Source organism: Microcoleus sp. PH2017_34_RAT_O_A (assembly GCF_020737885.1).
Classification (GTDB): domain Bacteria; phylum Cyanobacteriota; class Cyanobacteriia; order Cyanobacteriales; family Microcoleaceae; genus Microcoleus.
This window is the reverse complement of record NZ_JAEQDD010000015.1, coordinates 72,901-93,808: the sequence shown is the minus strand read 5'-3', so window position 1 is coordinate 93,808 and position 20,908 is coordinate 72,901. Positions and strand designations below refer to the sequence as shown.

The 20,908-nt window shown below is 46.1% G+C and carries 23 protein-coding genes; 10 read left to right on the top strand and 13 right to left on the bottom strand.

The genetic code is table 11. The features are described 5' to 3' along the window. Nucleotides 1-153: 153 nt before the first annotated feature. The 5 genes from JGK11_RS07615 to JGK11_RS07600 form a co-directional block, all read right to left on the bottom strand. The gene (locus JGK11_RS07615) at nucleotides 154-1,341 is read right to left on the bottom strand and encodes a transposase (RefSeq protein WP_293175695.1); all 1,188 of its coding nucleotides are present in this window, start codon (nucleotides 1,339-1,341) and stop codon (nucleotides 154-156) included. Nucleotides 1,342-1,426: 85 nt separating this feature from the next. Continuing rightward, nucleotides 1,427-1,756: a hypothetical protein gene (locus JGK11_RS32835; protein WP_325314819.1), complete on the bottom strand. Its 330-nt coding sequence runs from the start codon at nucleotides 1,754-1,756 to the stop codon at nucleotides 1,427-1,429. 20 nt (nucleotides 1,757-1,776) lie between these two features. Next, nucleotides 1,777-2,031, bottom strand: coding sequence for a helix-turn-helix domain-containing protein (locus tag JGK11_RS32830; protein ID WP_293175697.1), 255 nt, complete (start codon nucleotides 2,029-2,031; stop codon nucleotides 1,777-1,779). A 180-nt stretch (nucleotides 2,032-2,211) separates the two neighbouring features. Further along, nucleotides 2,212-3,111 carry an Hsp33 family molecular chaperone HslO gene (gene hslO, locus JGK11_RS07605; RefSeq protein WP_293175699.1) on the bottom strand — a complete coding sequence of 300 codons (900 nt, stop codon included), beginning with the start codon at nucleotides 3,109-3,111 and terminating at the stop codon, nucleotides 2,212-2,214. 167 nt (nucleotides 3,112-3,278) lie between these two features. Continuing rightward, on the bottom strand, nucleotides 3,279-3,437 hold the full coding sequence (locus JGK11_RS07600; protein ID WP_293175701.1) for a hypothetical protein: 159 nt from the start codon (nucleotides 3,435-3,437) through the stop codon (nucleotides 3,279-3,281). Nucleotides 3,438-3,972: 535 nt separating this feature from the next. Between JGK11_RS07600 and JGK11_RS07595 the strand changes: the two genes are divergently transcribed. Together JGK11_RS07595 and JGK11_RS07590 are read left to right on the top strand one after the other, a co-directional pair. Further along, nucleotides 3,973-4,626, top strand: a complete 654-nt coding sequence (locus JGK11_RS07595; protein ID WP_293175703.1) for a Crp/Fnr family transcriptional regulator — start codon at nucleotides 3,973-3,975, stop codon at nucleotides 4,624-4,626. A gap of 71 nt (nucleotides 4,627-4,697) precedes the next feature. Next, nucleotides 4,698-4,916, top strand: a complete 219-nt coding sequence (locus JGK11_RS07590) for a hypothetical protein (protein WP_293175705.1) — start codon at nucleotides 4,698-4,700, stop codon at nucleotides 4,914-4,916. 73 nt (nucleotides 4,917-4,989) lie between these two features. Here JGK11_RS07590 and JGK11_RS07585 read toward each other — a convergent pair whose 3' ends face one another. The 4 genes from JGK11_RS07585 to apcA form a co-directional block, all read right to left on the bottom strand. Further along, the gene (locus JGK11_RS07585) at nucleotides 4,990-6,210 is read right to left on the bottom strand and encodes an FtsW/RodA/SpoVE family cell cycle protein (RefSeq protein WP_293211158.1); all 1,221 of its coding nucleotides are present in this window, start codon (nucleotides 6,208-6,210) and stop codon (nucleotides 4,990-4,992) included. Between the two features lie 532 nt (nucleotides 6,211-6,742). Then, complete coding sequence (locus tag JGK11_RS07580) at nucleotides 6,743-6,946, bottom strand: phycobilisome linker polypeptide (protein WP_006634929.1); 204 nt, start codon at nucleotides 6,944-6,946, stop codon at nucleotides 6,743-6,745. 426 nt (nucleotides 6,947-7,372) lie between these two features. Further along, nucleotides 7,373-7,858 (bottom strand): allophycocyanin subunit beta, encoded by a 486-nt coding sequence (gene apcB, locus JGK11_RS07575; RefSeq protein WP_015176902.1) that lies wholly within the window; start codon nucleotides 7,856-7,858, stop codon nucleotides 7,373-7,375. Nucleotides 7,859-8,034: 176 nt separating this feature from the next. Then, the gene (gene apcA / locus JGK11_RS07570; RefSeq protein ID WP_265234273.1) at nucleotides 8,035-8,520 is read right to left on the bottom strand and encodes an allophycocyanin subunit alpha; all 486 of its coding nucleotides are present in this window, start codon (nucleotides 8,518-8,520) and stop codon (nucleotides 8,035-8,037) included. 251 nt (nucleotides 8,521-8,771) lie between these two features. On the opposite strand from apcA, the gene JGK11_RS07565 reads away from it, so the two are divergent. Then, the gene (locus JGK11_RS07565; protein WP_293211152.1) at nucleotides 8,772-8,978 is read left to right on the top strand and encodes a hypothetical protein; all 207 of its coding nucleotides are present in this window, start codon (nucleotides 8,772-8,774) and stop codon (nucleotides 8,976-8,978) included. Nucleotides 8,979-9,335: 357 nt separating this feature from the next. After that, complete coding sequence (locus tag JGK11_RS07560) at nucleotides 9,336-10,544, top strand: hypothetical protein (RefSeq protein WP_293211150.1); 1,209 nt, start codon at nucleotides 9,336-9,338, stop codon at nucleotides 10,542-10,544. Nucleotides 10,545-10,890: 346 nt separating this feature from the next. Here the strand turns inward: JGK11_RS07560 and JGK11_RS07555 are convergent, their stop codons facing one another. Then, nucleotides 10,891-11,475, bottom strand: coding sequence for a DUF99 family protein (locus JGK11_RS07555; protein ID WP_293175713.1), 585 nt, complete (start codon nucleotides 11,473-11,475; stop codon nucleotides 10,891-10,893). A 440-nt stretch (nucleotides 11,476-11,915) separates the two neighbouring features. Between JGK11_RS07555 and glpK the strand changes: the two genes are divergently transcribed. The 4 genes from glpK to JGK11_RS07535 all read left to right on the top strand — a co-directional run bounded on the left by glpK (nucleotide 11,916) and on the right by JGK11_RS07535 (nucleotide 14,886). Next, entirely contained in the window at nucleotides 11,916-13,403 is a 1,488-nt protein-coding gene (gene glpK / locus JGK11_RS07550) for a glycerol kinase GlpK (protein ID WP_293175715.1), read from the top strand. Nucleotides 13,404-13,546: 143 nt separating this feature from the next. Next, nucleotides 13,547-13,924, top strand: coding sequence for a c-type cytochrome (locus JGK11_RS07545; RefSeq protein ID WP_293175717.1), 378 nt, complete (start codon nucleotides 13,547-13,549; stop codon nucleotides 13,922-13,924). 51 nt (nucleotides 13,925-13,975) lie between these two features. Further along, nucleotides 13,976-14,476: a DUF3122 domain-containing protein gene (locus tag JGK11_RS07540; protein WP_293211147.1), complete on the top strand. Its 501-nt coding sequence runs from the start codon at nucleotides 13,976-13,978 to the stop codon at nucleotides 14,474-14,476. Between the two features lie 191 nt (nucleotides 14,477-14,667). After that, on the top strand, nucleotides 14,668-14,886 hold the full coding sequence (locus JGK11_RS07535; protein ID WP_293175722.1) for a hypothetical protein: 219 nt from the start codon (nucleotides 14,668-14,670) through the stop codon (nucleotides 14,884-14,886). Between the two features lie 185 nt (nucleotides 14,887-15,071). On the opposite strand, the gene JGK11_RS07530 is transcribed toward JGK11_RS07535, so the two are convergent. Then, entirely contained in the window at nucleotides 15,072-17,984 is a 2,913-nt protein-coding gene (locus tag JGK11_RS07530; protein ID WP_293211144.1) for a pentapeptide repeat-containing protein, read from the bottom strand. A gap of 410 nt (nucleotides 17,985-18,394) precedes the next feature. Here JGK11_RS07530 and rplU point away from each other — a divergent pair, with 410 nt between their 5' ends. Beyond that, on the top strand, nucleotides 18,395-18,787 hold the full coding sequence (gene rplU / locus JGK11_RS07525; RefSeq protein WP_293189767.1) for a 50S ribosomal protein L21: 393 nt from the start codon (nucleotides 18,395-18,397) through the stop codon (nucleotides 18,785-18,787). Nucleotides 18,788-18,814: 27 nt separating this feature from the next. Then, nucleotides 18,815-19,093, top strand: coding sequence for a 50S ribosomal protein L27 (rpmA, locus tag JGK11_RS07520; protein WP_293144521.1), 279 nt, complete (start codon nucleotides 18,815-18,817; stop codon nucleotides 19,091-19,093). Between the two features lie 343 nt (nucleotides 19,094-19,436). Here rpmA and thiS read toward each other — a convergent pair whose 3' ends face one another. Both thiS and JGK11_RS07510 read right to left on the bottom strand, forming a co-directional pair. Continuing rightward, nucleotides 19,437-19,649, bottom strand: coding sequence for a sulfur carrier protein ThiS (gene thiS, locus JGK11_RS07515; RefSeq protein WP_293144517.1), 213 nt, complete (start codon nucleotides 19,647-19,649; stop codon nucleotides 19,437-19,439). 99 nt (nucleotides 19,650-19,748) lie between these two features. Beyond that, nucleotides 19,749-20,831: a thiamine phosphate synthase gene (locus tag JGK11_RS07510; protein WP_293175730.1), complete on the bottom strand. Its 1,083-nt coding sequence runs from the start codon at nucleotides 20,829-20,831 to the stop codon at nucleotides 19,749-19,751. Between the last annotated feature and the right edge of the window lie 77 nt (nucleotides 20,832-20,908).

The following is a 20,908-nucleotide window of genomic DNA, read 5'->3' as shown; positions in this document are numbered from 1 at the left end:
TTCTAGGTAGAGGTCAACTGTCAACTGTCAACTGTCAACTGTCAACTGAATGAAATACTCCTGCAGGCGGAACACTGCAAGAGCCGTAGCTTGCGGGGCCCGACGCCATCGCCCACAACGCCCCAAACAAAATTTCGTGATTAGTTGACATACTCACCGCCCTAAAAGTGCGGTGATTCTTGACGCTTCACAGGGGTCTGCTACCGAAGTAGTCTTACGTCCCCTCTGCGCCCGTTTAGAGTCGTGGCAATGCCCTATCCCGACTTTTTCTATATTTCTCGCAGCATTCAAATCCCTGTCTTGCTGAGTGCCACAATTAAGGCACAACAGCGAACGAATAGAGAGGTCTAATTTGCCCCACTTAAACCCGCAATCTGCACACACCTGACTGGTAGGTTCCCAGCGACTAATTACCCTAAATTCCCTGCCTAGCTGTTCAGATTTAGCCTCACACAGTACCCTAAACTCATACCATCCTTGCTGACTAATGCTAAGCGCAAGTTTGCGATTCTTGACCATGCCAGACACGTTCAAATCTTCTAAAACAATTACTTGGTTTTCGTTAACTATTTTGCTTGACAGTTTGTGCAGGAAGTCTTTGCGCGTGTCTGCAATTTGGTTATGCAGTTTGGCAATTTGAAGCCGGGTTTTATTTCGGCGTTTTGAGTCTTTGAGTTGCCTTGCTAGCTTGCGTTGAAGAGAGCGAATTCTTCGGTCTAGCTGCTTGTAGATTGGGCTTTGAGCTGATGTTCCATCACTCATTACTGCAAAGGTTTTAATGCCCAGATCGATGCCGATGCTGTGGTTTTTGGCTTCGACTAGATCGGGATTAATCTCTACAACAAAGCTTAAGAAATAGCGATTGGCACAGTCTTTGATAACGGTTACAGAACTAGGAACTGACGGCAATTTCCTAGACCAGACTGGATTAACAACTCCAATCTTGGCTAAATAAACCCCATCTCCCTTGATTGAAAACCCCCCGCGAGTTAATCTTGCAGACTGACTGTTTGCGCGCTTTTTGAAATTGGGATAGCCGCTTGAGCGCCCTTTTCTTTGTCCCTTGCAAGACTCAAAGAAGTTTTTAAACGCTGTCTCTAAGTCTGCTATTGACTGTTGTAAGGGGATTGCCGATACTTCACTCAGCCATGCCCTCTTTTCTGTTTGCTTACCCTGAGTGATTATTAGTTTCTGAAGTTCTGCTGATTTGGGTTTCTTTTCAGATTGCTTGCAAAGTGCAAGTGCATCATTCCAGACCACTCGAACACAACCAAATAATTGAGCCAAGCTCTGTTTTTGTTGGTCGGTTGGATAAAATCTGTATTGATACCTTGCTTTCATTTTTTTACTTTTGTTCTTGCTCTATTATACTAGGTTTTGCCAAAAAAGTCAGGAATAATTAAAGCCGTCCTATAAGGACGGGGCTTTAGACCCATTGTCCCGATAGCAATGCTTGAGGAACTTCAACATCACATTGCAAAGTGAGCATGGCATAGTAACCAGATGCTCGCTTCACAATACGAATTTGCTTAACTTCAAACCCCTCTAAAATCGGGCGCGATAGATGTATCTTGACGGGGCCAATCTTAGGCAAATTAACCCAGTCTGCACCCTCAAAACGTTGAACGGATTCTAGGTTTAATTGCGGAAACACAAATGAGCGCATCGGCTTTTTAAACCTAGGAAACCCGTGCCCCCGATCGCACATCGCCACAAACGCTGCCTCTAAGAAAGCGCAACACCTGTTGCAAGACATGGGTATGAGGTAGCTTCAGTTCAGGAATCAACTGCTTTGCCTGGGAAAGCGTTTTGCACGCTCCGCGCAAAGGTTGGACGGGGTGCATCAGCGGGGATAATGTATTCCTGCCGGATGCTGCATGAGTTGACATCACACTTACGGGAGTTCACCCAATCCTTCCGTTCTCGCAATGCAAAGTTGTAGACCTTGCGGCAGATAGTCAGCCACTGGTCGATAGTTTCGCGTTGTGCGTCGGTGGGAATGAGTTTGTATTCGTAGGTGAGATTCAACATTGCACCATTTTACAACCAGCCTGAATAAATAATATTCCGTTTATTCAAATTCCTCGACGTAGAGTTCTAGGCGACTGAAGTCGCCTCCGGCTTATCCCCAAGTCGGTCGCCAGGGGCTTGCTCCTGGTTTTTCGGTCATCCCCAACTCGCACTCAATAGAGCCAATTACACATTATGGTCTCAAGAACCGGAATTCGATCGCAAATCGCCAATTAGTTCGGCAAGTTCGTCGCTGTTAGCCTTGTAAACCTCATTGCAGAAATGGCAAGTAGCCTCAGCCCCGCCATCTTTTTCGATCATGTCTTGAAGTTCGGCTTCACCCAACATTTTCAGAGCTCCCAAAACTCGATCGAACGAACAGCCACAGTGAAAGCGCACCATCTGAGTTTCCGGGAAAATTTCCAGGCCCATATCACCCAGCAACTCTTCCAGAATCTGGTGCAGCGTTTTGCCCGATTGTAGCAACGGCGTAAAGCCCGACAGTGCAGTCACCCTAGATTCTAGAGTTTGCACAAGTTCTTCATCCGTCGCCGCCTTCGGCATAACCTGCAACAGCACGCCCCCAGAAGCTTGCACCCCCGCCGCCCCCACAAACACCCCCAAAACCAGAGCCGAAGGAGTCTGTTCCGAGGTTGCCAAATAGTGAGTCAGATCGTCCCCAATTTCGCCGGAAACCAATTCTACCGTACTTGAGTAAGGGAAGCCGTATCCAGCGTCGCGCACCACATACAAATAGCCGTCACCGATGGCGCCGCCGACATCAAGTTTGCCTTTAGCATTGGGCGGCAATTCCACTGAGGGATTGCTGACATAACCTCGAACCGTGCCATCAAGTCCCGCATCAACCAGCAGTCCGCCTAGGGGCCCATCTCCTTTGATGCGAATGTTGACTCTCGATTCGGGCCGCTTCATGCTGGAAGCGAGTAACAGCCCTGCTGACATTGTGCGTCCGAGGGCTGCTGTAGCGACGTAGGAGAGCTTGTGCCGCCCTCTTGCTTCTTCGGTGAGGCGGGTGGTAATGACGGCTACAGCGCGAATTCCACCATCTGCGGCTGTAGCGCGAATTAATTGATCGGCCATGAAAAACCTGACTTGTCTTTTGATACTGCTGGAACTATTTTAGAAGTTCTTGAAGGTTGTCGCAGCAAATGGTCAGTTCGGAAGGGCGATCGAGCTTCACGACTCCTCAGGGTGCGGGGGCTGCGACGCAATGCCGTTTTATTCTCATCATATAAAAATTGCGTTGCTTAATCAGGGTATGAAAAAAAATAAGTTGAAAATCCCCAAGCTTTGTCGATACTGGTTTCTATGACTGGCATATTTAGCCTTTCATACCGTAAATCAGCAACGCCTGGTTTTTGGCGAATATTCGATCGCGCGGGACATTCCTGCACGCTGTCACGCATTTACCGCTGTTGTTCGCTGGCTCAGATTTGAAGAAGCAGTCACCGAACTTGATGATGTGCAAGTAATTCCCGAAGTCGAAAGCAGATGGCTTTAGATTTTTAGACTGAATAAATTGCTCAATTAATCACCTTGAAAGTTTAAGAGTATGTGATATCAAATTTGCATTTAACTCAATACGCTTGGTTAGTATTTTTTGGTCGTTGCAAGGAACAATCTTATGAACTTGAGCCGTAGGAAAGCAATCGCAAAGTCTATTTTATAGATCGTTATTTTATCTATATTGAAAGTCTTAACTGAACCGTATTGGGATTCAAATAATGTTTAAAATTTAAGCTATTGAGCATTTAAATTACATATTCCGACGATACTCTGAGCAATGTCACACTCATAGCTTGAGTAATTGTTGATACAGAATTTGAATGTAGATAAAGCTTATACTCCCGCTAACCTAACGATCACCTAACCTTTACCTGGGTCGGTTAGAGTGAGATCGCTAGGTCTCACACTAATGTTTTTTAGCTGGAAATAACGGATATGCCACCAACATCGAAAGCACTTTTAGCGGAAGTCCAGCATAACACAGGAGCAACTCGAAACTTGCATTTTTATGCAAAGGGCGAAACCATTCCTTTAATGTCCCAAGGCCTTTGGCGCGTCTGTCAAGGTTTAGCACAACTGAGTACCCTTTATCCCACCGGAGAAGAAGGACTTTTGGGTTGGGTGGGGCCTTCGATGTGTTTCGGTTTGTGGTTGACTTCCTTGCAGACTTACCGAGCTACGGCAACATCAGACGTTTATTTGATGTGGTATTCTATGGTGGAAATTGAAGCTTCTCCTCAATTGGCTCACGAGTTGTTGCCTCAAATGGTGCGGCGGCTGCGACAAATGGAATCAATTTTGGCGATCGCCGGACAGCGCCGAGTAGAAGACCGTTTGTATCAACTTCTGCTATTATTGCAACAGGACTTCGGTCAGCCTGTGGTTGAGGGAACTCGTTTGAGCATCCGCTTGACACATCAAGATATTGCTAATACTATTTGCACGACTCGCGTAACGGTAACGCGAATGTTGGGAAAATTGCAGCAGCAAGGGTTAATCAGTCGAGATGGCGATCGGCATTTAATACTTAATAAAGGTGTTTTTGCGTCCACCTCCGATTTGTTTGGCTGCAACCCTCAAGCAGTCTAGAACCGACATCTATCTATTCGCATCTACACTCTACATAAAGTCTTCGAGTATTGGCTATCAAACCCCACTGCATGAGAATTGTTGGTCTCGATATTGCTCCCGCTATCTACAGCAATACCTTTGCAGTCAAAAAAGATATAATTAAACGGTGCATCTACTTAAACAATAAACCAATGGCTAACTCAACTCCAGAAACACCAAAACCAGACAAAAAAGAATTAACTGATATCACAGCTAAACCTCAAGAAAAACAAGAAGAACCGCCAAATAAGGGTGACGGGCGGCAATAGATAAAACGGCGGTTGAAACCGCGTCTATACCGTCTTATTCATGGGCTTGTTTTAGCGGAAATAACTTGACAAATTACTCAGCTTGTGTATTGCCGTTGGTCGATCGCAACTTCGGCTTGGACGGCTGTCCCCGCCGTCCATCCAGAGAAACCACCTCAGCCTCAGAACTCTCCCTAGCCACCCGAATCAGCAACCCCGACAACAACAAACTCGCCACCATCGAAGAACCGCCATAACTAAAAAACGGCAGCGGCAAACCCGTAGTCGGCAAAACCCCCGTCGCCACCCCAATATTCAGCAGCGACTGTCCCACCATCACCACCATCACCCCAATCGCCACCAACTGAGACTCAGCATTCCGCGCCCGCATCGCCACCCTCAAAGCCACAGTAGCGTAAGCCGCCAACATCAGTAACAGCGAGAAACCTCCCACCAAACCAAACTCCTCAGCAAACACAGCAAAAATAAAATCGCTGTACTGAATCGGCAAATAAAATAACTTTTGCTGAGACATCCCCAAACCAACGCCCCAAATCCCGCCAGAACCCACAGCCAGCAGACTTTGAACCAACTGATAACCATCCTGCATCGCATCAGCCCAAGGATTGAGAAAAGACATAATCCGGCGGCGCTGATATTCCTTAAAACTAATACTTAAAACCGCCAACAGCATTCCCCCTATAGCCGTTGCACCCAACTGCAAGTAAGGTAAGCCCGCCGCCAAAGCCACCAACCACAAAGTCATCCCGCACAAAGCCGTGGTGCTTAAATTCGGCTGCAACAAAATGCCCAACAGCATCGCACCGAAAATTAACAGCCAAGTAAACCGAACTTTGTTTGTTAATCGAGGCCAGTTGCCGAAAATGCGGGCGCTTTGGAGAACGAAAAACGGTTTAATTAACTCAGAAGGTTGAATAATCGGCACCGGGCCCAAAGATATCCAGCGAGTTGCGCCGTTGACTGTGGTTCCCACTCCCGGAATTAAGGTCAACCACAGCACTCCCAGCAGCACCAGAATTCCCAACTGAGCTGTTTTCATCAGGTAACGCAGGGGGGAGTAAACCATTAAGTTAAAGCCCGCCAGCCCGATCGCCACTGCGATTAGTTGCCGCTTAAAATAGTAAAGGCCGTCTCCCAATTCGGAATTGGCAATGGGATAGGAAGCTGAAAACAATGCTGTCAGCCCTACAAACAGCCACAAAAAAGTCAGCCACCGCAGCCATCGGGCCTCCGCAGCCCATTGCGACGCGCTGGGGTCAAAAAATGGAATGAAGCGTCGAATATCATTAGTCATTAGTCATTAGTCAGTTGTCAGTTGTCATTAGTCATTAGTCATTAGTCATTAGTTTAAGAATTACAGACATCCGTGACATCCGTAGAGCGAATCCGTTGCCGAACTTGCCTTAATCCGTGACATCCGTTAAATCCGTTAGCTGTAGGGTGCGTCGCCTGAAAATCCGTTACATTAAATCGACTGTTCGAGCAGCGACGCACCTTACCTTATATCATTTCTCTTAAATCTTGCTGCAAAATAAGTGTTGGGTTTGTTTCCACGGCCGAGAGTTTGTCCGGTATGCCACTGAGTAGATTGTCTGTCAAATTCAGGGATTGTCAAGGGCGACCCACCCTACTACTACTATTTATCAGGTGCGTCGCTTTCAGATTGTCGATATTTATTTGAGGATTTATCGCAGGCGATGCACCCTACAACTACATTCTTCCTTCTTCCTTCTTCCTTCTTCCTTCTTCCTTCTTCTATAAAATCATAACAAACAAAAAAGAGGTCGCGATCGACCTCTTGCCCTCTATCAATCCATTCTCGGATTTTAAAGTAGGCCAGTATTAGCTCCGGGCTTACCGGTAGCCAGTTGCACTTTAATAATTCTGCCGCCCATTTTCATAATTCTTTGCTGTTCCCGGAACCAGTTGTCATAGGGAACCAGCTTAGTAAAATAGGTATTTTGCAATTCGCGCTGAGTGCGGATGCGAGTTTGGCTGGGGACGCAAGCAGTCACTTTAAACATTCTCATGGGAAACAAACTCCTGAGTAGGTTTACAGATTTTTAGATGGATTTTAAAAAGATTGAAGTCAGGGAGTTAGGAGTCAAAACTAGCTCGTTAAAACTCGTCGGGCTTTCTCGACTGGCCTTTGACGGTCTAGCAATCACTCTCAACTTCCCTGACCTCTTTCAAAGCTAAAGGTAACAAGTCCAAAGTTAAAAGTTAAAAGTTAAAAGAGGCAAGAAATAAATCTTTTTCCTTCTTCCTTCTTCCATCTTCCTTCTTCCTTCTTCCGACTTCCATCGGACTGAAATCCGTTACATCCGTTACATCCGTTACAGAATTCCTTGCCGAACTTCCTTCTTCCGACTTCCATCGGACTGAAATCCGTTACATCCGTTACATCCGTTACATCCGTTACAGAATCCGTTGCCGAACTTCCTTCTGCCTTAGATTTAGCTCAAGCCAGAGCAGATGTAGTCGAAATAGACGCCCATTTCTTTACCAGCGTCAGAACCGACCAAACCGGCGGTGACTTCTTTCATTGCTTGGATTGCTTGTACGGTAGAACCGATGGGCACGCCCAAGGAGTTGTAGGTTTCTTTCAAACCGTTGAGCACGCGCTCGTCGAGGATGGAAGGGTCGCCAGCTAGCATAGCGTAGGTGGCGTAGCGGAGGTAGTAGTCCAAGTCGCGAATGCAAGCTGCATAGCGACGAGTGGTGTACATATTGCCGCCGGGACGAGTTACGTCAGAGTACAACAGAGACTTAGCAACTGCTTCTTTGACGATTGTGGCTGCATTGGCGCTGATGGATGTAGCGGCGCGGACGCGCAGTTCACCTGAAGCGAAGTAGTTCTTGAGCTTGTCTAATGCGCTGATGTCCAGGTACTTACCTTGAACGTCAGAGGAATTGATTACGGCGGTAATTGCGTCTTGCATGGTTGTCTTGTTTCCTAGAAAGTGGCTGAGTCAGTCCAATTTTGGAGCTAGAATTTTAGATTTGGGATTGGGGATTTGAGATTTACAAGTAGTTGATTATCTGCAAAAGCTTTTGGCTTGTTATCAGTAACCCTCGATTGTTCAATCAAAAATCTATAATCAAAAACCTAAATTCCTTACTGCATCGCACCGATAACGTAGTCGAAGTAAGAGGAAGCTTCGGAAGCATCTTCTCCAGAGAGCAGCGAAGAAGCTGCATTTTTCATAGCGCGGACGCCTTCGGCAACTGCTGCAATCGGAGTTCCGAGAGAGTTGTACATTTCGCGGACGCCGACAATACCGATTTCTTCGATCGGAGTAATGTCGCCAGCTACGATTCCGTAGGTGATCAAACGCAGGTAGTAATCCAAGTCGCGCAAGCAAGTTGCGGTCATTTCTTCGCCGTAAGCGTTGCCGCCGGGAGAAACAACATCAGGGCGCTTTTGGAAAAGTTGGTCGCCGGCTGTCTTGACGATGCGTTCGCGGGATTCGCTCAAAATTTGGGCGATGCGGACGCGGCGTTCACCAGAGGTGACGAAGCTCTTGATCCGGTCTAATTCGCCTGGGCTCAGGTAACGAGCTTCAGCGTCTGCGTTGACGATTGATTTGGTGACGATACTCATCTTGTGTGTACCCGCTGGATATTTTGCAATTGCGAACTGCTCCGCGTTGAACTAGCGACGGCGGGCGCTTTCATCCCGTACCTTTCGCTTCGCTGGTGGCAGGAGCTTTGACGGGGAAGGGTGGACTTTCCACGGCCTGCAACTGTTGAAGTTGTTAGCGGGTGTCTGCCTTCGCTGTTTAACGGCGCTCGTTCTTCACGCCGGTGCGTTTTTTTGTGGCCGCACTGAGCCTGTCGCTTAGAATACCACAAATGATTGATGCGATCTTTAATCTACGATCGAGATTGCAGCAGATCCTTAAGTGGCGATCGAGTGACTGTCCGGCAGTTAGTCAGAATATTGCTTCTGTGATGCAACTACCTCTCGCAAGTATTTTGAGGCATTATGTTCACATTCTGAGTGTTACCGTAATAGTTTGTAACATTCCTTTTCATTTTTGGGCCCTCGGTGGCGTCTAATCCGTTAAAAATTCCCAGTCAAAAAATCGCTAAAATCATGTATCAACAAAGGTTACAGCCATCGAACCTTCAGAGGCTTGTCCCGAAGGCGACGGCGGGAGGCTAAAAAACTTCTGTGTCAAACAGAGGTGCGGGAGACAGAGGGGCGACAGGTGCGGATCGGAAATGGCGACTTTTAAGCTTGTAGCTAAATTTGACTCTCGTCCAAAAACGGATACAAGTTTCCCACACTCGGACGCGGAGCGACCAAAATTTTAGATTAAGGTACAAATTCCCAGACTCATCTGTGGAATAAATCTAAAATCTAAAATCCCAAATCTAAAATAGCTCGACTCTCACTTTGTAACCAGGTGCGCCGTGAAAAGAAATCTATCAGCCCTTAAAAAAGCTTTGCAGTTTGGGATTAGCGGTGCTGTCGGCGGTTTCGCCGGCAATCTCATCACTGAACCTTTCATGCACGATCTCAACAATTCAAAATCTGTTTTTGACAGTGTATTGTCCACATCTCGCTGGTTTGGATTGGTAGGCGGCGGCATTGCTACTGCAATTATGTTCGGCTACTATTACTATATCAAAGGCAAGCCACAAATCAAACAATCTTTAAAAAATGGCGGATTGTTTGGTGTCATCGCCGGGGCAATTTCTGGAGCGATCGCCGAAGGTATTTTTAGCGGGATTGGCGACGGCGAAAATGAACTGTTGCGAGTGATTTGCTGGGGAATAGCTGGCGGTTTGTTAGGACTGGGACTTTCTAAACGAATTCCCAATTTAGGAATGCTGCGCGGCGCGGGTGGCGGCGGTGTGGGAGGCGTTTTGGGCGGCTGCTTGTTTATTCTGTTTGCTTATACTTTATCGGGTACGGCGGGCCGTTTAGCTGGCTGTGCTGCGATCGGCTTTTGGATTGGAATTATGCTAGTTGTGGCCGAAACTTTGTTTAACAAAGCTTGGCTGGTAATTAGTTACGATAGCGGAACCAATCGCACTCTGACTATTGGTGCGGAACCGGTGACTTTTGGTAGCGATGAAAATTTGTCTATTATCTACATTCCTCATGTTTCGCCTTTAGCGATGCGGTTTCAATTGGAAGGGGGTCAAATTGTTTGCGAGAATTTTGATAGCGGGGCGGTGAGTTATTTGCGATCGGGCGACCAAAAGAGAATCGGTAACTGTACAATTACAGTTGGAAACTCTGACTTGCCTACTGCAACTTCCGCTCGGGTTACGCCGACTATTTTATCACAAGCATCGCCAGCCAATGCTTTTGCCAACGGTCAATTTTTGCTGACATTGGGAAGTCGAGTTATCCCTCTGACTGCGGGTACTCAGCTATTCACCTCTGACATCCCGAGTTTAACGGCTACGGCGTCTAGCGGCGTGGTAGCGCTGGTGAATTCTCGATCGCCAAACGAGCTATCCTTAGGATTGATCAATTTGAGCGATCGCTCTTGGTGGGCCACAGACAGTCAAGGCGACATGAAAATGATTGAACCTGAAAGTACCGTGACTTTGGCCTTGGGAACTAAAATCGAATTTGGTGAACTTGAGGGCGAGATTGTCGGAAGCTAAATAATCTTAAATCCGTATCCCCATAGGTTCGTAGTGAGGACTTTAGTCCTCTAAGGATCGCGAATTAAATAATTTACACTCTTAAAAGTGGTATGGGCGTCCCGCCCGTCCTTTATAGACGGGCGGGACGCCCATACCACAATAATTAAAATTGTAAGTTATTTAATTCTCATTCCTAAGAAATGATGCGGACTAAAGTCCTAACTACGAACCTTTTTGTCCTCTAAGAAATGATGCGGACTAAAGTCCTCACTACGAACCTTTTTGTTTTATAATAAATGATGCGGACTAAAGTCCTCACTACGAACCTTTTTTATGGCGGTAAATTAAATTGCCGATAATAAATTCAAGCAGAACTACCGCTAACGCCAGTAATCACAGCCGCCCCAATCAAATGAGCCAAACGCAAAGCTTCAGGAACCTTACCAGTATCAGTCAAACGCTGGAGTACCAGTGCAATTACTTCCGGTTGTTCGCCGCACACTTGAAAAAAGAAAGGTTCAAAAGCGTAAATTTTGCCAGCGCGGCGCAACAATTCTAAACGGTATTCCGAATCTGAGAAATGACCGAGGGCTTTTTCAACAGCAGCTAAATCTGGTTGGCGGCGCATGACAGCAACGCAAGGAATTTGCAGCCGCGATGCTAACTTGGGAAGGTCAATAATATTGAAGCCGCCGAAAGCAATTCCATCAAGCAAAACGAGATGCAATTGCGGTAAAAATTTCCCTCCTAGCAGTAGCTGACAAATTACGTCGGTGGCATCTAATCCGTCTGGGAGGACTTGTCCCCAGACCATTCCTTCAAATCTAGTCCCCCCGCAGACCACGCCTGCGATCGACACCAAACTACTGCTGGTACGAGAAAACGGAGCGTCGTCAAAGCCAATAACCTTAATTGTGCGATCGAGTCTGAGCAATTCTGCTAGTTTCAAAGCAGGGACTTCCCTAAACTAAAAATTTTGACATTAATTTGACTTTTACATATTATCATAGACTTTAAAGACTCGAACGCTAATATCAATTTTATATGAAGCTGCTCCTGAATTCGCTCCCACTTTAATTAAGTAGGGTGGTTTTATTATTAGATAGGATATATAGCGGTTCTCAGAAAGATGAGGTACGTTGTTGGGCTTCAGCCCTCTTAGTCTAAGCGGTTATACTGATGCCAGTCATACCTCATCTTTTTGAGAAAGGCTATATAAAATATAAAACCACCAAAAGTAGCGCTCAAAGGTCGGCTCGCGTTTGGGGCAAGGCACGTAATTTCAATATTAGCACTCTTGCCTAATATTATAAAGAGCGCCCAAGCACAACTACGTACCTAAACTGTCAACTGTCAACCCTCTCTTCTACTTAAAAAGGTTTTAAACTCTTGTCTCAAAAATACGTAGCAGCAATAGATCAAGGAACCACCAGCACCAGATTTATCATATTCGATCGCCTGGGACAGATAATTTGCAGCAACCAACAAGAACACCAGCAAATCTATCCACAACCGGGATGGGTGGAACACAATCCCGAGGAAATTTGGCGGCGAACCCAAAGCGTAATTAAAAATACCCTGGAAATCGGTAATATCGATGCGAAAGATATTGCAGCCCTCGGCATTACCAACCAGCGCGAGACTGCTATTGTTTGGGATAAGAATACGGGAAAATCCTACGGAAATGCGATTGTTTGGCAAGATACCCGCACTCACCAAATTTGTACTAGCTTAGCAGAAGTTGACGGCAAAGATCGATTTAGATCGCGCTGCGGTTTACCGCTAGCAACTTATTTCAGCGGCCCCAAAATTAAGTGGATGCTGGACAATATCGCTGGATTGCGGGAAGCGGCGAATCGAGGTGATGCGATTTTTGGCAATGTCGATTCTTTTATAATTTGGCATATGACAGGAGGCACGCACATTACCGATGTTACCAACGCCAGCCGCACAATGCTGATGGATTTGCAAACCCTCGATTGGGATGCGGAAACTTTGGAAATCATGGGAATTCCCCGCCGGATGTTGCCAGAAATTCGCCCTTCCAGTCAAGTTTTTGGACTTGCAAAAGGATTGCTCGAAAATGTTCCGATTGCTGCTGCTTTGGGAGATCAGCAGGCAGCTTTGGTTGGGCAAACTTGTTTCAGTGTTGGGGAGGCGAAAAATACCTACGGTACGGGCTGTTTTATGCTGCTGAATACTGGTGAGGCGATCGTCCCTTCAAACCACGGATTGCTGACAACAGTCGCCTACAAGATGGGAGAATCGCCCGCTGTGTATGCTTTAGAAGGCAGTATTGCGATCGCCGGAGCATTAGTCCAGTGGCTGCGCGACAACTTGGGCATCATCAACACATCTGCGGAAGTAGAAACATTAGCAAATACCGTCGAAGATAGTGGCGGAGTTTACATTGTACCAGCATTTTCTGGACTCTACGCGCCCTATTGGCAAGACAGCGCCCGGGGAGTAATTGCAGGTTTAACTCGCTATGCGACTAAGGCACATATTGCTCGCGCAGTATTGGAAGCGACAGCTTGGCAAACGCGGGAAGTATTGGATGCGATGAATCAGGATTCTGGGGTGCAGCTTTTATCTTTAAAAGTAGACGGTGGAATGGTGGGAAATCACACGCTAATGCAGTTTCAGAGCGACGTTTTGGGAGTGCCTGTGGTGCGGCCTGTGGTAGCGGAAACTACTGCACTGGGTGCTGCTTATGCGGCTGGTTTGGCGGTGGGTTTTTGGAGCAAACTAGCCCAATTGCGGGATAATTGGGCGGTGGATTGTATTTGGGAACCCCAAATGTCGATCGCACTTCGGGAGCAAAAATATCGGTTTTGGAAAAAAGCAGTTACCCGCACCTTCGACTGGGAAGAATGAATATATAGCCTTTCGGGCGGGCTAGAAGCCCTACCCACAAATAGAATAAAAATTAACTCTTTGTGGAACAGGCATCTTGCCTGTTCCGGTTATGGATTTAGTGCTATCATCAAATCTAGCAGTAATTAGAAAATTGCAAATAAATGATTTCGCCAAATAACTTAAAAAAAATTCTCACCCTCATCCTATTAATACTGACACTGGCATTTGCAGAAATTGCCACTAATTCCCAAAGTGCGATCGCAGATACAGCGACAACTCCGCCAACCGCAACCGCCCCCGAAGTCTTCAGCACCAACTGTGCAGGCTGTCACATCAACGGTAGCAACATTATCAGGCGCGGCAAAAACTTGAAACAAAAAGCCTTAAAAAAATACGGCATGGATTCAATCGCCAATATTTCAAATTTAGTAACCAACGGTAAAGGCATTATGCCCGCTTACAAAGATCGTTTGTCGGAACAACAAATTATTGATGTTTCCGCCTACGTGTTATCTCAAGCCGAAACTGATTGGAAATAAGAAGGACTAAAGTCCTCACTACGAACCGAACCTTCGTTGGAAGTATTAAATATGAAAAAAAATGATTTTTGGCGCCAGATTATAACTATTATTAGCTTGTGCTTGTATCTAATCCTAGCTATTAGCCCGCCCGCCTTCGCCTCAATTCACAAATATCCAGAAAGAGCAGACAGAGTAATGTTCCGCTCCGTACAAAGCCTGCGCGACACTCATGATAGAGCATGGCAAGTGGTTTTGTATAAGCGAGTACAGTCGGGATTGGTAAACTCCTTTAACCTGAGATTAGTAGGATTTCCCGGAACAGAATTGCAGCATCCTGTAGCGCTAACTGTTGCTGCGGGCGATCGCGAAATTGGTAAAGCCAAGGATATTTGGAGCGAGTCGGATTTGCCGATCAATGTCGGAGAATATGATTTTAAATCAATAATTATACAACTGGAAAGCAATCAACCTTTAAGGTTGAGTTTGCCTGTGAAAGGTGAAAAAGAAACTGGGTTGCTGGTTCCTCCTTTTGGTGTCAGAGAATGGCGACTGTTGTTAAATACCAAGTAAATATACTTGTTTTATCCGGTCTAAAGTTAAAATTCCTAGAGTTGTGTGTATCAAAAGCTACTACCCTCAAGTACGCCTTAAGGTAGATTTAACCGTATTTCAAGGTAATTTTGAAACAAACTCAATGTAGAGTTGGTCAAGTGATAAAACTCCATTGTTTATAACGTGCGTGTCTTCAGGGTGAAATTACTATGAGTTTAATCAGTACAATTGTCCGAAAAGCTTTGGAAACGGGTTATTTAACGGTTGAGGCCGAGGAACTGTTGCGCCAGCAGTTGCAGATGACTAAGTACGGTTTAGAAGATTTTGAGGCTTTTATTACCTTGCAAACTGAGGTGATGGAAGGTAGGGTAAGACAGCAGGCTTTGGAATTATTGCGATCGAATAACTGTTCTGCTGCTGTGGCTTGAGTTAAGTGCGATCGCGCTTTTGGGTAGATCGCGCTTTTGGATAGAATTAAGTGCGATCGATTTTTGTATGTTGATAAGTCTTTCACGGGCGGGCAAGATGCCCACCCTACAAGAAAATCCACTCTTTGTGGAACAGGCATCTTGCCTGTTCATAAAAATGATCCGCCAAGCCTTGAACAATCTTTCTACTGCATTCCTAGCTGTTGCCTTAACGCTTCTGGAACATTAACGGCTGTATCCAAACATCGAACATTTTCCCACTTTGTATTTTCATCCCATTTGACATCGCCAAAAGTGCAATTGGTGAGGTTTGCGTGGCAGAGGTTTACCTCGCTAAGATTTGCGCGACTAAAGTTTACCTCGCTAAGATTTGCCTCGATAAGGTCTACGCCACTTAGGTTTGCATCACTGAAGTTTACCCCACTGAGTTCTGCACCACGGAAATTTGCGTCGCTGAGGTTTGCGCGGCTGAAGTTTGCGTCGCTGAGGTTTGCGCGGCTGAAGTTTGCGTCGCTGAGGTCTGCGTCGCTGAAGTTTACCCCACTGAGGTTTGCACCGATGAGGTTTGCGCCGATGAGGTTTGCACCACTGAAGTTTACCCCACTGAGGTTTGCGTGCCAGAGGTCTGCGCCGACGAGGGTTGCGCCGCTGAGGTTTGCGCCGATGAAAAATATCTCAACAATTTGGAGAAAGCCAGAATCCCCAATACAATAGCTATAATTGATGATACGCAACAAGCGATTTGCATCGTCAAGCTTACCTTTAGCATTAGGCTTTCCGCAAGGATAAAACACCATTTTGTCTTTCAATTCATCTCTCCTCTGACCGTAACGGTGCAACTCAAAGAGCAAAATCATCACATTCAAACCAGCATAAACATCTATTTGTCGCTGTCCCAATTCTTGGGTTTTCAATTGCTCTCGCAACAGGCGCATCTTCTTCTGAGGCAAACTTTCCGGCAACATATCAATAAATTCCCCCTCGCACCACCGCAGATAAAAATCTTCCAAACGCTGGAATAACTCCACAGGGCGAAACCGACTTTCCTCCCCCGCAACAGCCGGAGTTGTTAACAACCCCATCAAATATTCCACAATTTCTGCCGTCAGCGCCCCATAACCCAACAAATCATAAATTTCCCAGTCCATATCCGAGTCTTTCGTATTAAATCCTCTACCTCTTCTTGCCGGTTCCGTCCACTCTTCCAGACTTTCCTTCAATCGTTCCGCACACAAAAACTCACTAAAACTTTTATGTACAAACTCCACAGAACCTTCTTTACTGCCTTGCTGAAGATAAAAAACCGCCAAAGCATTTCTCAGAGGATTATCGCCAATCCGTTTTTGTGCTTCCTCAAGTAATGCTTTAACCGAGTTATCTGCTTTCAATCGTTCCTCAATCATCGCTACAGGAGCGCATTCCACTCCCGACTGCACCACGCACAACCCTGCTTCTGTCAGGATGCGCCGCAAATCCTCTGTTTCCAGTTCTGTCAAATTCCGATTGAGTAAGTCAGAACGCTGTTTTGTGAGTAACCAATTCACCGCTTGATTGTAAATCAAAATTTTTGCTTGAGTGCTGTTAGTCCCTTGAAAATCCTCAACTTTCAACTTTCCATCCCGGTGCATCGCCGCTAACAAATAAAGCAATAGCGGTTCTCGTGACAGTTCAGATCTTATTTCGGGACAGTTGTGATGTTTTAAAATATTCTGAAAATCAGAGGTTTTTTCCGCTCCAAACAGGGTTTCCCACTGACTAAACCACTGCTGCTGCAATTCGTCATCCATCACCTGAATTTCGACTCGCTCCAGGTTATCTGGCATTTGCCTTTCAATTCCTTGCAAAGCTAAAGTTCTGCCAGTAATCAAAACTCGGTGTCCCATTTCCGAACTCTGCTGACAATCACGCTGAAATTGCCCTACTTGCTTGAGAAATTGCTCTAAGCCTCCGCTGTTTCTCCCTTCCATCAGCAACTCGTCAAAGCCATCTAAGAAAAACAAATATCGCGTATTTCTATCCGTCAACCAGCCATTATCGCTAGTAAAACCCGCATTAACCGCATCTTTAAGCGTTTGCAGAAAACTATTTTGCAATTTGGGAATATCTCGCAATCGAATTAACACCGGAGTCCAAATTGGAAATAAATGTTGTCGTACCCAGTCAGCAAACATCCGACAAAAAACGCTTTTCCCGCGTCCTGGTCCAGCTTCGACGAACATCACCATATCTTGTTTCTGTTCATCCTCAAGCAATTGCTTTGCCCAAGTTTCTAAATCGAAAGCTGCTGCATCATTTATGGGCTTGCCATTTTTATCGATCGGCTTTGCCTTCAGCGGTACGTAGATATCCTTAAATGTAAACTCTTCAGCAAATACTTTTTCTTTTGGCTTATCGGCAATCTGCTCTTCCAGGTATTCGTCAATACTTTGATATTTCTGCTGTTCCTCCCGCCATTCGCTGAAAGAAGGCTGTCCGAGATGTTTCATAGCATCGCCGGAAACTGCCCAAGCTTCGATTAAATAACGGTGAGTATTAGCAGCAACTCTCTTTGTCAAAATCTTAGCTTGACTGCCTTCTAGTCCGGCTTGTTCCAGCCGCTGTGACAGCACTGCGTTAAATTCCTGAGCTAACATCGAATCGCGGAAGCAAATCACAGTTTCTTTAGCTGCTTTATCGCTCAATTCCAAATCCGCCAGTTTCTTAAGCAACTGTTTGACTTTATCAGAAACTGGAGTTTGCCCGATGCGATTTAACAAGCTTGCGTCTTGTTCAATAAATCCCTTAAAACTTTCGAGATAAGCCGCCTGACTGACGAGGAAAATGCACTCAGCTAAAGTCGGCTGCTCTTGAGTTTTTTCCATGAAAAATACTAGCAGTTTCGCCGCCATCCCGACAAATGGCAATCCAGTTCCCACAACTTGAGCTAAGGGAGAGTTCAAAACTTCTAGCAGCAAATTGCTATTATCTAGCCCTTGTTCTTTGAACATTTTCGCCAATTCTGCGGCTGCTTTTCCTGCTTCTCCGATTCCCTCGGCTGCTTCGGCGGAACACAGTTCTTTAATATCAGTAGTTAAGAGTTTAAATATGCGATTTGCCATTTTTACCCGCCGCGCTTTAGAATAGAGAGTCTGAGAAATTCTACATTCAACTCTCTAAACATTCCGTAAATAAATAAAATAGGACTTATGCACAGGTGGTCAGAAACCGGGTTTTTGCCCTTGATGTCGGCTGTAACGAAGGATCTCCGAAAAAACCCGGTTTCTTTGGTTTTGATGCGTAAGTCCCAAATCAGAAAATATCAAGTGCGTTTTAACTTGACAAAAATACCCGAATCAGCAATAATTGTAGATTGTCTGTCTAAATCCGGCTCGGATCAGGTTAAGACATTCCAAAAGCTGGAGAGCAGTCCACAGCCAAAAGTTATTAACAATTGACAACTGTCAACTGTCAACTGTCAACTGTCAACTGACTACTCAGCTACCTGTACGGCAATCTCAACAACCATCCCATGACTTACGCAATCATTGAAACCGGCGGCAAACAATTTCGGGTAGAACCAGGCCGCTTCTACGACATCGAACTGCTTCACGTCGAAGCTGAATCCAAAGTCACGATCGACAAAGTATTTCTGATCCAGCACGAAGACGACGTTCACATCGGCCAGCCTCTAGTAGAAAATGCCACTGTAGAAGGAACTGTGCTGCGGCATTTCCGGGGCCGCAAAGTCCTCGTCTACAAGATGAAGCCGAAAAAGAAAACTCGGAAGAAAAAAGGCCACCGTCAAGAAACAACTCGTTTTATGATTGACTCTATTACAGTCAATGGTGTTGTTTTGGCAGCGAGAGATTTGACTCAAGCAGTTGTTGAAACTCCCCAAACCGGCGAAATTGAATCAGAATAAACAATAGTAAATAAAGTTGAGGACATTATGGCCCACAAGAAAGGTACAGGCAGTACACGTAACGGACGCGATTCTAATTCCCAGCGTCTGGGTGTCAAAAAGTACGGCGGTCAAGTTGTCAAAGCTGGCAACATTTTGATTCGTCAACGCGGCACTAAGGTTCACCCTGGTAATAATGTTGGTATCGGCAGAGATGATACTTTGTTTGCTTTGGTTGATGGTGTGGTGACTTTTGAAAGAAAGGGTAAGACTCGCAAGAAAGTGAGCATTTATCCTGTGGTTGCACCTGAAGCTGTCGCGGTTTAATTCTATGCCTTCCTGGGTTTTGCCTGGGAATTCATATAAAGTACGTTGTTGGGCTTTAGCCCTCCAAATTAAGTACGTTGTTGGGCTTTAGCCCTCCAAATTAAGTACGTTGTTGGGCTTTAGCCCTCCAAATTAAGGTACGTAGCCAGAAATGGGGTTGTTAGGCTAGTAATTTGCTTTTTTTTACAAGTCGAAAGAGGGCTGAAGCCCAACAACGTACCTGGAAGAGGGCTGAAGCCCAACTACGTACCTGGAAGAGGGCTGAAGCCCAACTACGTACCTGGAAGAGGGCTGAAGCCCAACTACGTACCTGGAAGAGGGCTGAAGCCCAACTACGTACCGGTTAGCCTCCTCCGACGATTGTCACAACTTCTAGGATGTCGCCCTGTTGTATTTTTGTGGTTTCCCAAAATTGTTTGTGCAGGATTTCGCCGTTGTACTCCACAGCTACTAAGCGCGGGTTTAATCCTAATTGTTCTAGTAATTTTGGTAACGGTGTGTCGATCGCACAATTGCGATTTTCTCCGTTAACTTGCAGCGCAATTTGATTTGTCATCACTCAAATATTATCAGTTTCAGGGCGGGTTTTGTACAAAAATTATATTTTATCCACAGAATTCGTGCACGAAACCCGCCCGATAAATCGCCAATCAACCTAGGTTGTCGCCTGCAAAGCTTTCTGAGCTTTCAAATTCTGCATCCGAATCAACTGCGAGATGAAAAATTGCGTGACTAAAGTAGGCTGTTCTGCATCCATAATCGATCGCACTGTGGCAACTCTTTGAGCTCCGGCATTCAATACTTCATCGAGGTTGTTGATGTCTATTCCGCCGATCGCAAACCAAGGAACAGGCGACTTACTAGCAGCATACCGCACGTAGTCCAAACCCGTCGCCGGCTTGTTTGCCTTCGTTGGAGTTTCGTACACTGGCCCAACTCCAATATAATCTGCTCCCGCATCAATCGCTCGCTGCATTTCTTCGCCATTCGTCGTGGAACTACCGATGATCCGTCCCGGGCCGAGCAACTTGCGCGCTTCCGCTACAGACAAATCTTGCTGTCCTAAGTGTACGCCGTCAGCATCCGCGGCGATCGCCAAATCCACGCGATCGTTCACAATCAACAAAGCATCGTAGCGGTGACAAAGTTCGCAAAGCTGCCGCACATTCGCCAGCTTTACCCCGTCGTCTGAGGCTTTGTCGCGGTACTGCACCAACGTCACTCCGCCTTGCAAAGCAGCTTCCACGATTGTTAAAAAGTTGTATTTGGGGGAGGTTACAAGGTATAACTGCGATCGAAGTAACTGTTGGTAGCGCCGGTAAGCCAGCAAATCACTTTCGAGAGTATACACTCGATAGCGCATCTGCTTAAAAGCCTTGCCCATATTCGGATCGTAAACTTTACCGTACTCTTCCAGTACCCGCAAAGCTTCCTCCACCCGACAAAAATTCGCCGCCAGTAGCTGCTGAATGCTGCCACGCTGTTCTTCCTGCGGGTGAGTCAACTCCGTACCCGGATCTGCCGGCGTATCCCTAGCGCTGCGTAATTCTGGGGTGTGCCAAAAAGCCAATTCCTGGCGCAATTGCTTGCACACGAGGGCTAAATCGGCGCTGTTGAGACCAAACCTGCACCATTCTTCAATAATTCTCAACCCTTCGCGCGATCGATCTAGATTTGCATCTAAAATCCGGCAGAGGGCTGGCTGTGCCGGTAAAGTTCTGTTTTGTTTCTCGGTCATTCAGAAAAATTGGTAGAAACCCCGTCGTTCTACGACGGCTTTACAAAGATTTTACATTGAGTCTAGCGTAATATCAC

Coding starts and splice junctions, on each gene's coding strand:
- rplU (WP_293189767.1), top strand. CDS start 18,395: ATGACTTACGCAATCATTGAAACCGGCGGCAAACAATTTCGGGTAGAA.
- JGK11_RS07590 (WP_293175705.1), top strand. CDS start 4,698: ATGAGAATTGTTGGTCTCGATATTGCTCCCGCTATCTACAGCAATACC.
- JGK11_RS07585 (WP_293211158.1), bottom strand. CDS start 6,210: ATGACTAATGATATTCGACGCTTCATTCCATTTTTTGACCCCAGCGCG.
- JGK11_RS07540 (WP_293211147.1), top strand. CDS start 13,976: ATGAAAAAAAATGATTTTTGGCGCCAGATTATAACTATTATTAGCTTG.
- JGK11_RS07530 (WP_293211144.1), bottom strand. CDS start 17,984: ATGGCAAATCGCATATTTAAACTCTTAACTACTGATATTAAAGAACTG.
- hslO (WP_293175699.1), bottom strand. CDS start 3,111: ATGGCCGATCAATTAATTCGCGCTACAGCCGCAGATGGTGGAATTCGC.
- JGK11_RS07535 (WP_293175722.1), top strand. CDS start 14,668: ATGAGTTTAATCAGTACAATTGTCCGAAAAGCTTTGGAAACGGGTTAT.
- JGK11_RS07565 (WP_293211152.1), top strand. CDS start 8,772: ATGATTGATGCGATCTTTAATCTACGATCGAGATTGCAGCAGATCCTT.
- apcB (WP_015176902.1), bottom strand. CDS start 7,858: ATGCAAGACGCAATTACCGCCGTAATCAATTCCTCTGACGTTCAAGGT.
- JGK11_RS07595 (WP_293175703.1), top strand. CDS start 3,973: ATGCCACCAACATCGAAAGCACTTTTAGCGGAAGTCCAGCATAACACA.
- JGK11_RS07510 (WP_293175730.1), bottom strand. CDS start 20,831: ATGACCGAGAAACAAAACAGAACTTTACCGGCACAGCCAGCCCTCTGC.
- JGK11_RS07615 (WP_293175695.1), bottom strand. CDS start 1,341: ATGAAAGCAAGGTATCAATACAGATTTTATCCAACCGACCAACAAAAA.
- JGK11_RS07545 (WP_293175717.1), top strand. CDS start 13,547: ATGATTTCGCCAAATAACTTAAAAAAAATTCTCACCCTCATCCTATTA.
- JGK11_RS07580 (WP_006634929.1), bottom strand. CDS start 6,946: ATGAGAATGTTTAAAGTGACTGCTTGCGTCCCCAGCCAAACTCGCATC.
- apcA (WP_265234273.1), bottom strand. CDS start 8,520: ATGAGTATCGTCACCAAATCAATCGTCAACGCAGACGCTGAAGCTCGT.
- JGK11_RS32835 (WP_325314819.1), bottom strand. CDS start 1,756: ATGTCTTGCAACAGGTGTTGCGCTTTCTTAGAGGCAGCGTTTGTGGCG.
- JGK11_RS07600 (WP_293175701.1), bottom strand. CDS start 3,437: ATGCGTGACAGCGTGCAGGAATGTCCCGCGCGATCGAATATTCGCCAA.
- rpmA (WP_293144521.1), top strand. CDS start 18,815: ATGGCCCACAAGAAAGGTACAGGCAGTACACGTAACGGACGCGATTCT.
- thiS (WP_293144517.1), bottom strand. CDS start 19,649: ATGACAAATCAAATTGCGCTGCAAGTTAACGGAGAAAATCGCAATTGT.
- JGK11_RS32830 (WP_293175697.1), bottom strand. CDS start 2,031: ATGTTGAATCTCACCTACGAATACAAACTCATTCCCACCGACGCACAA.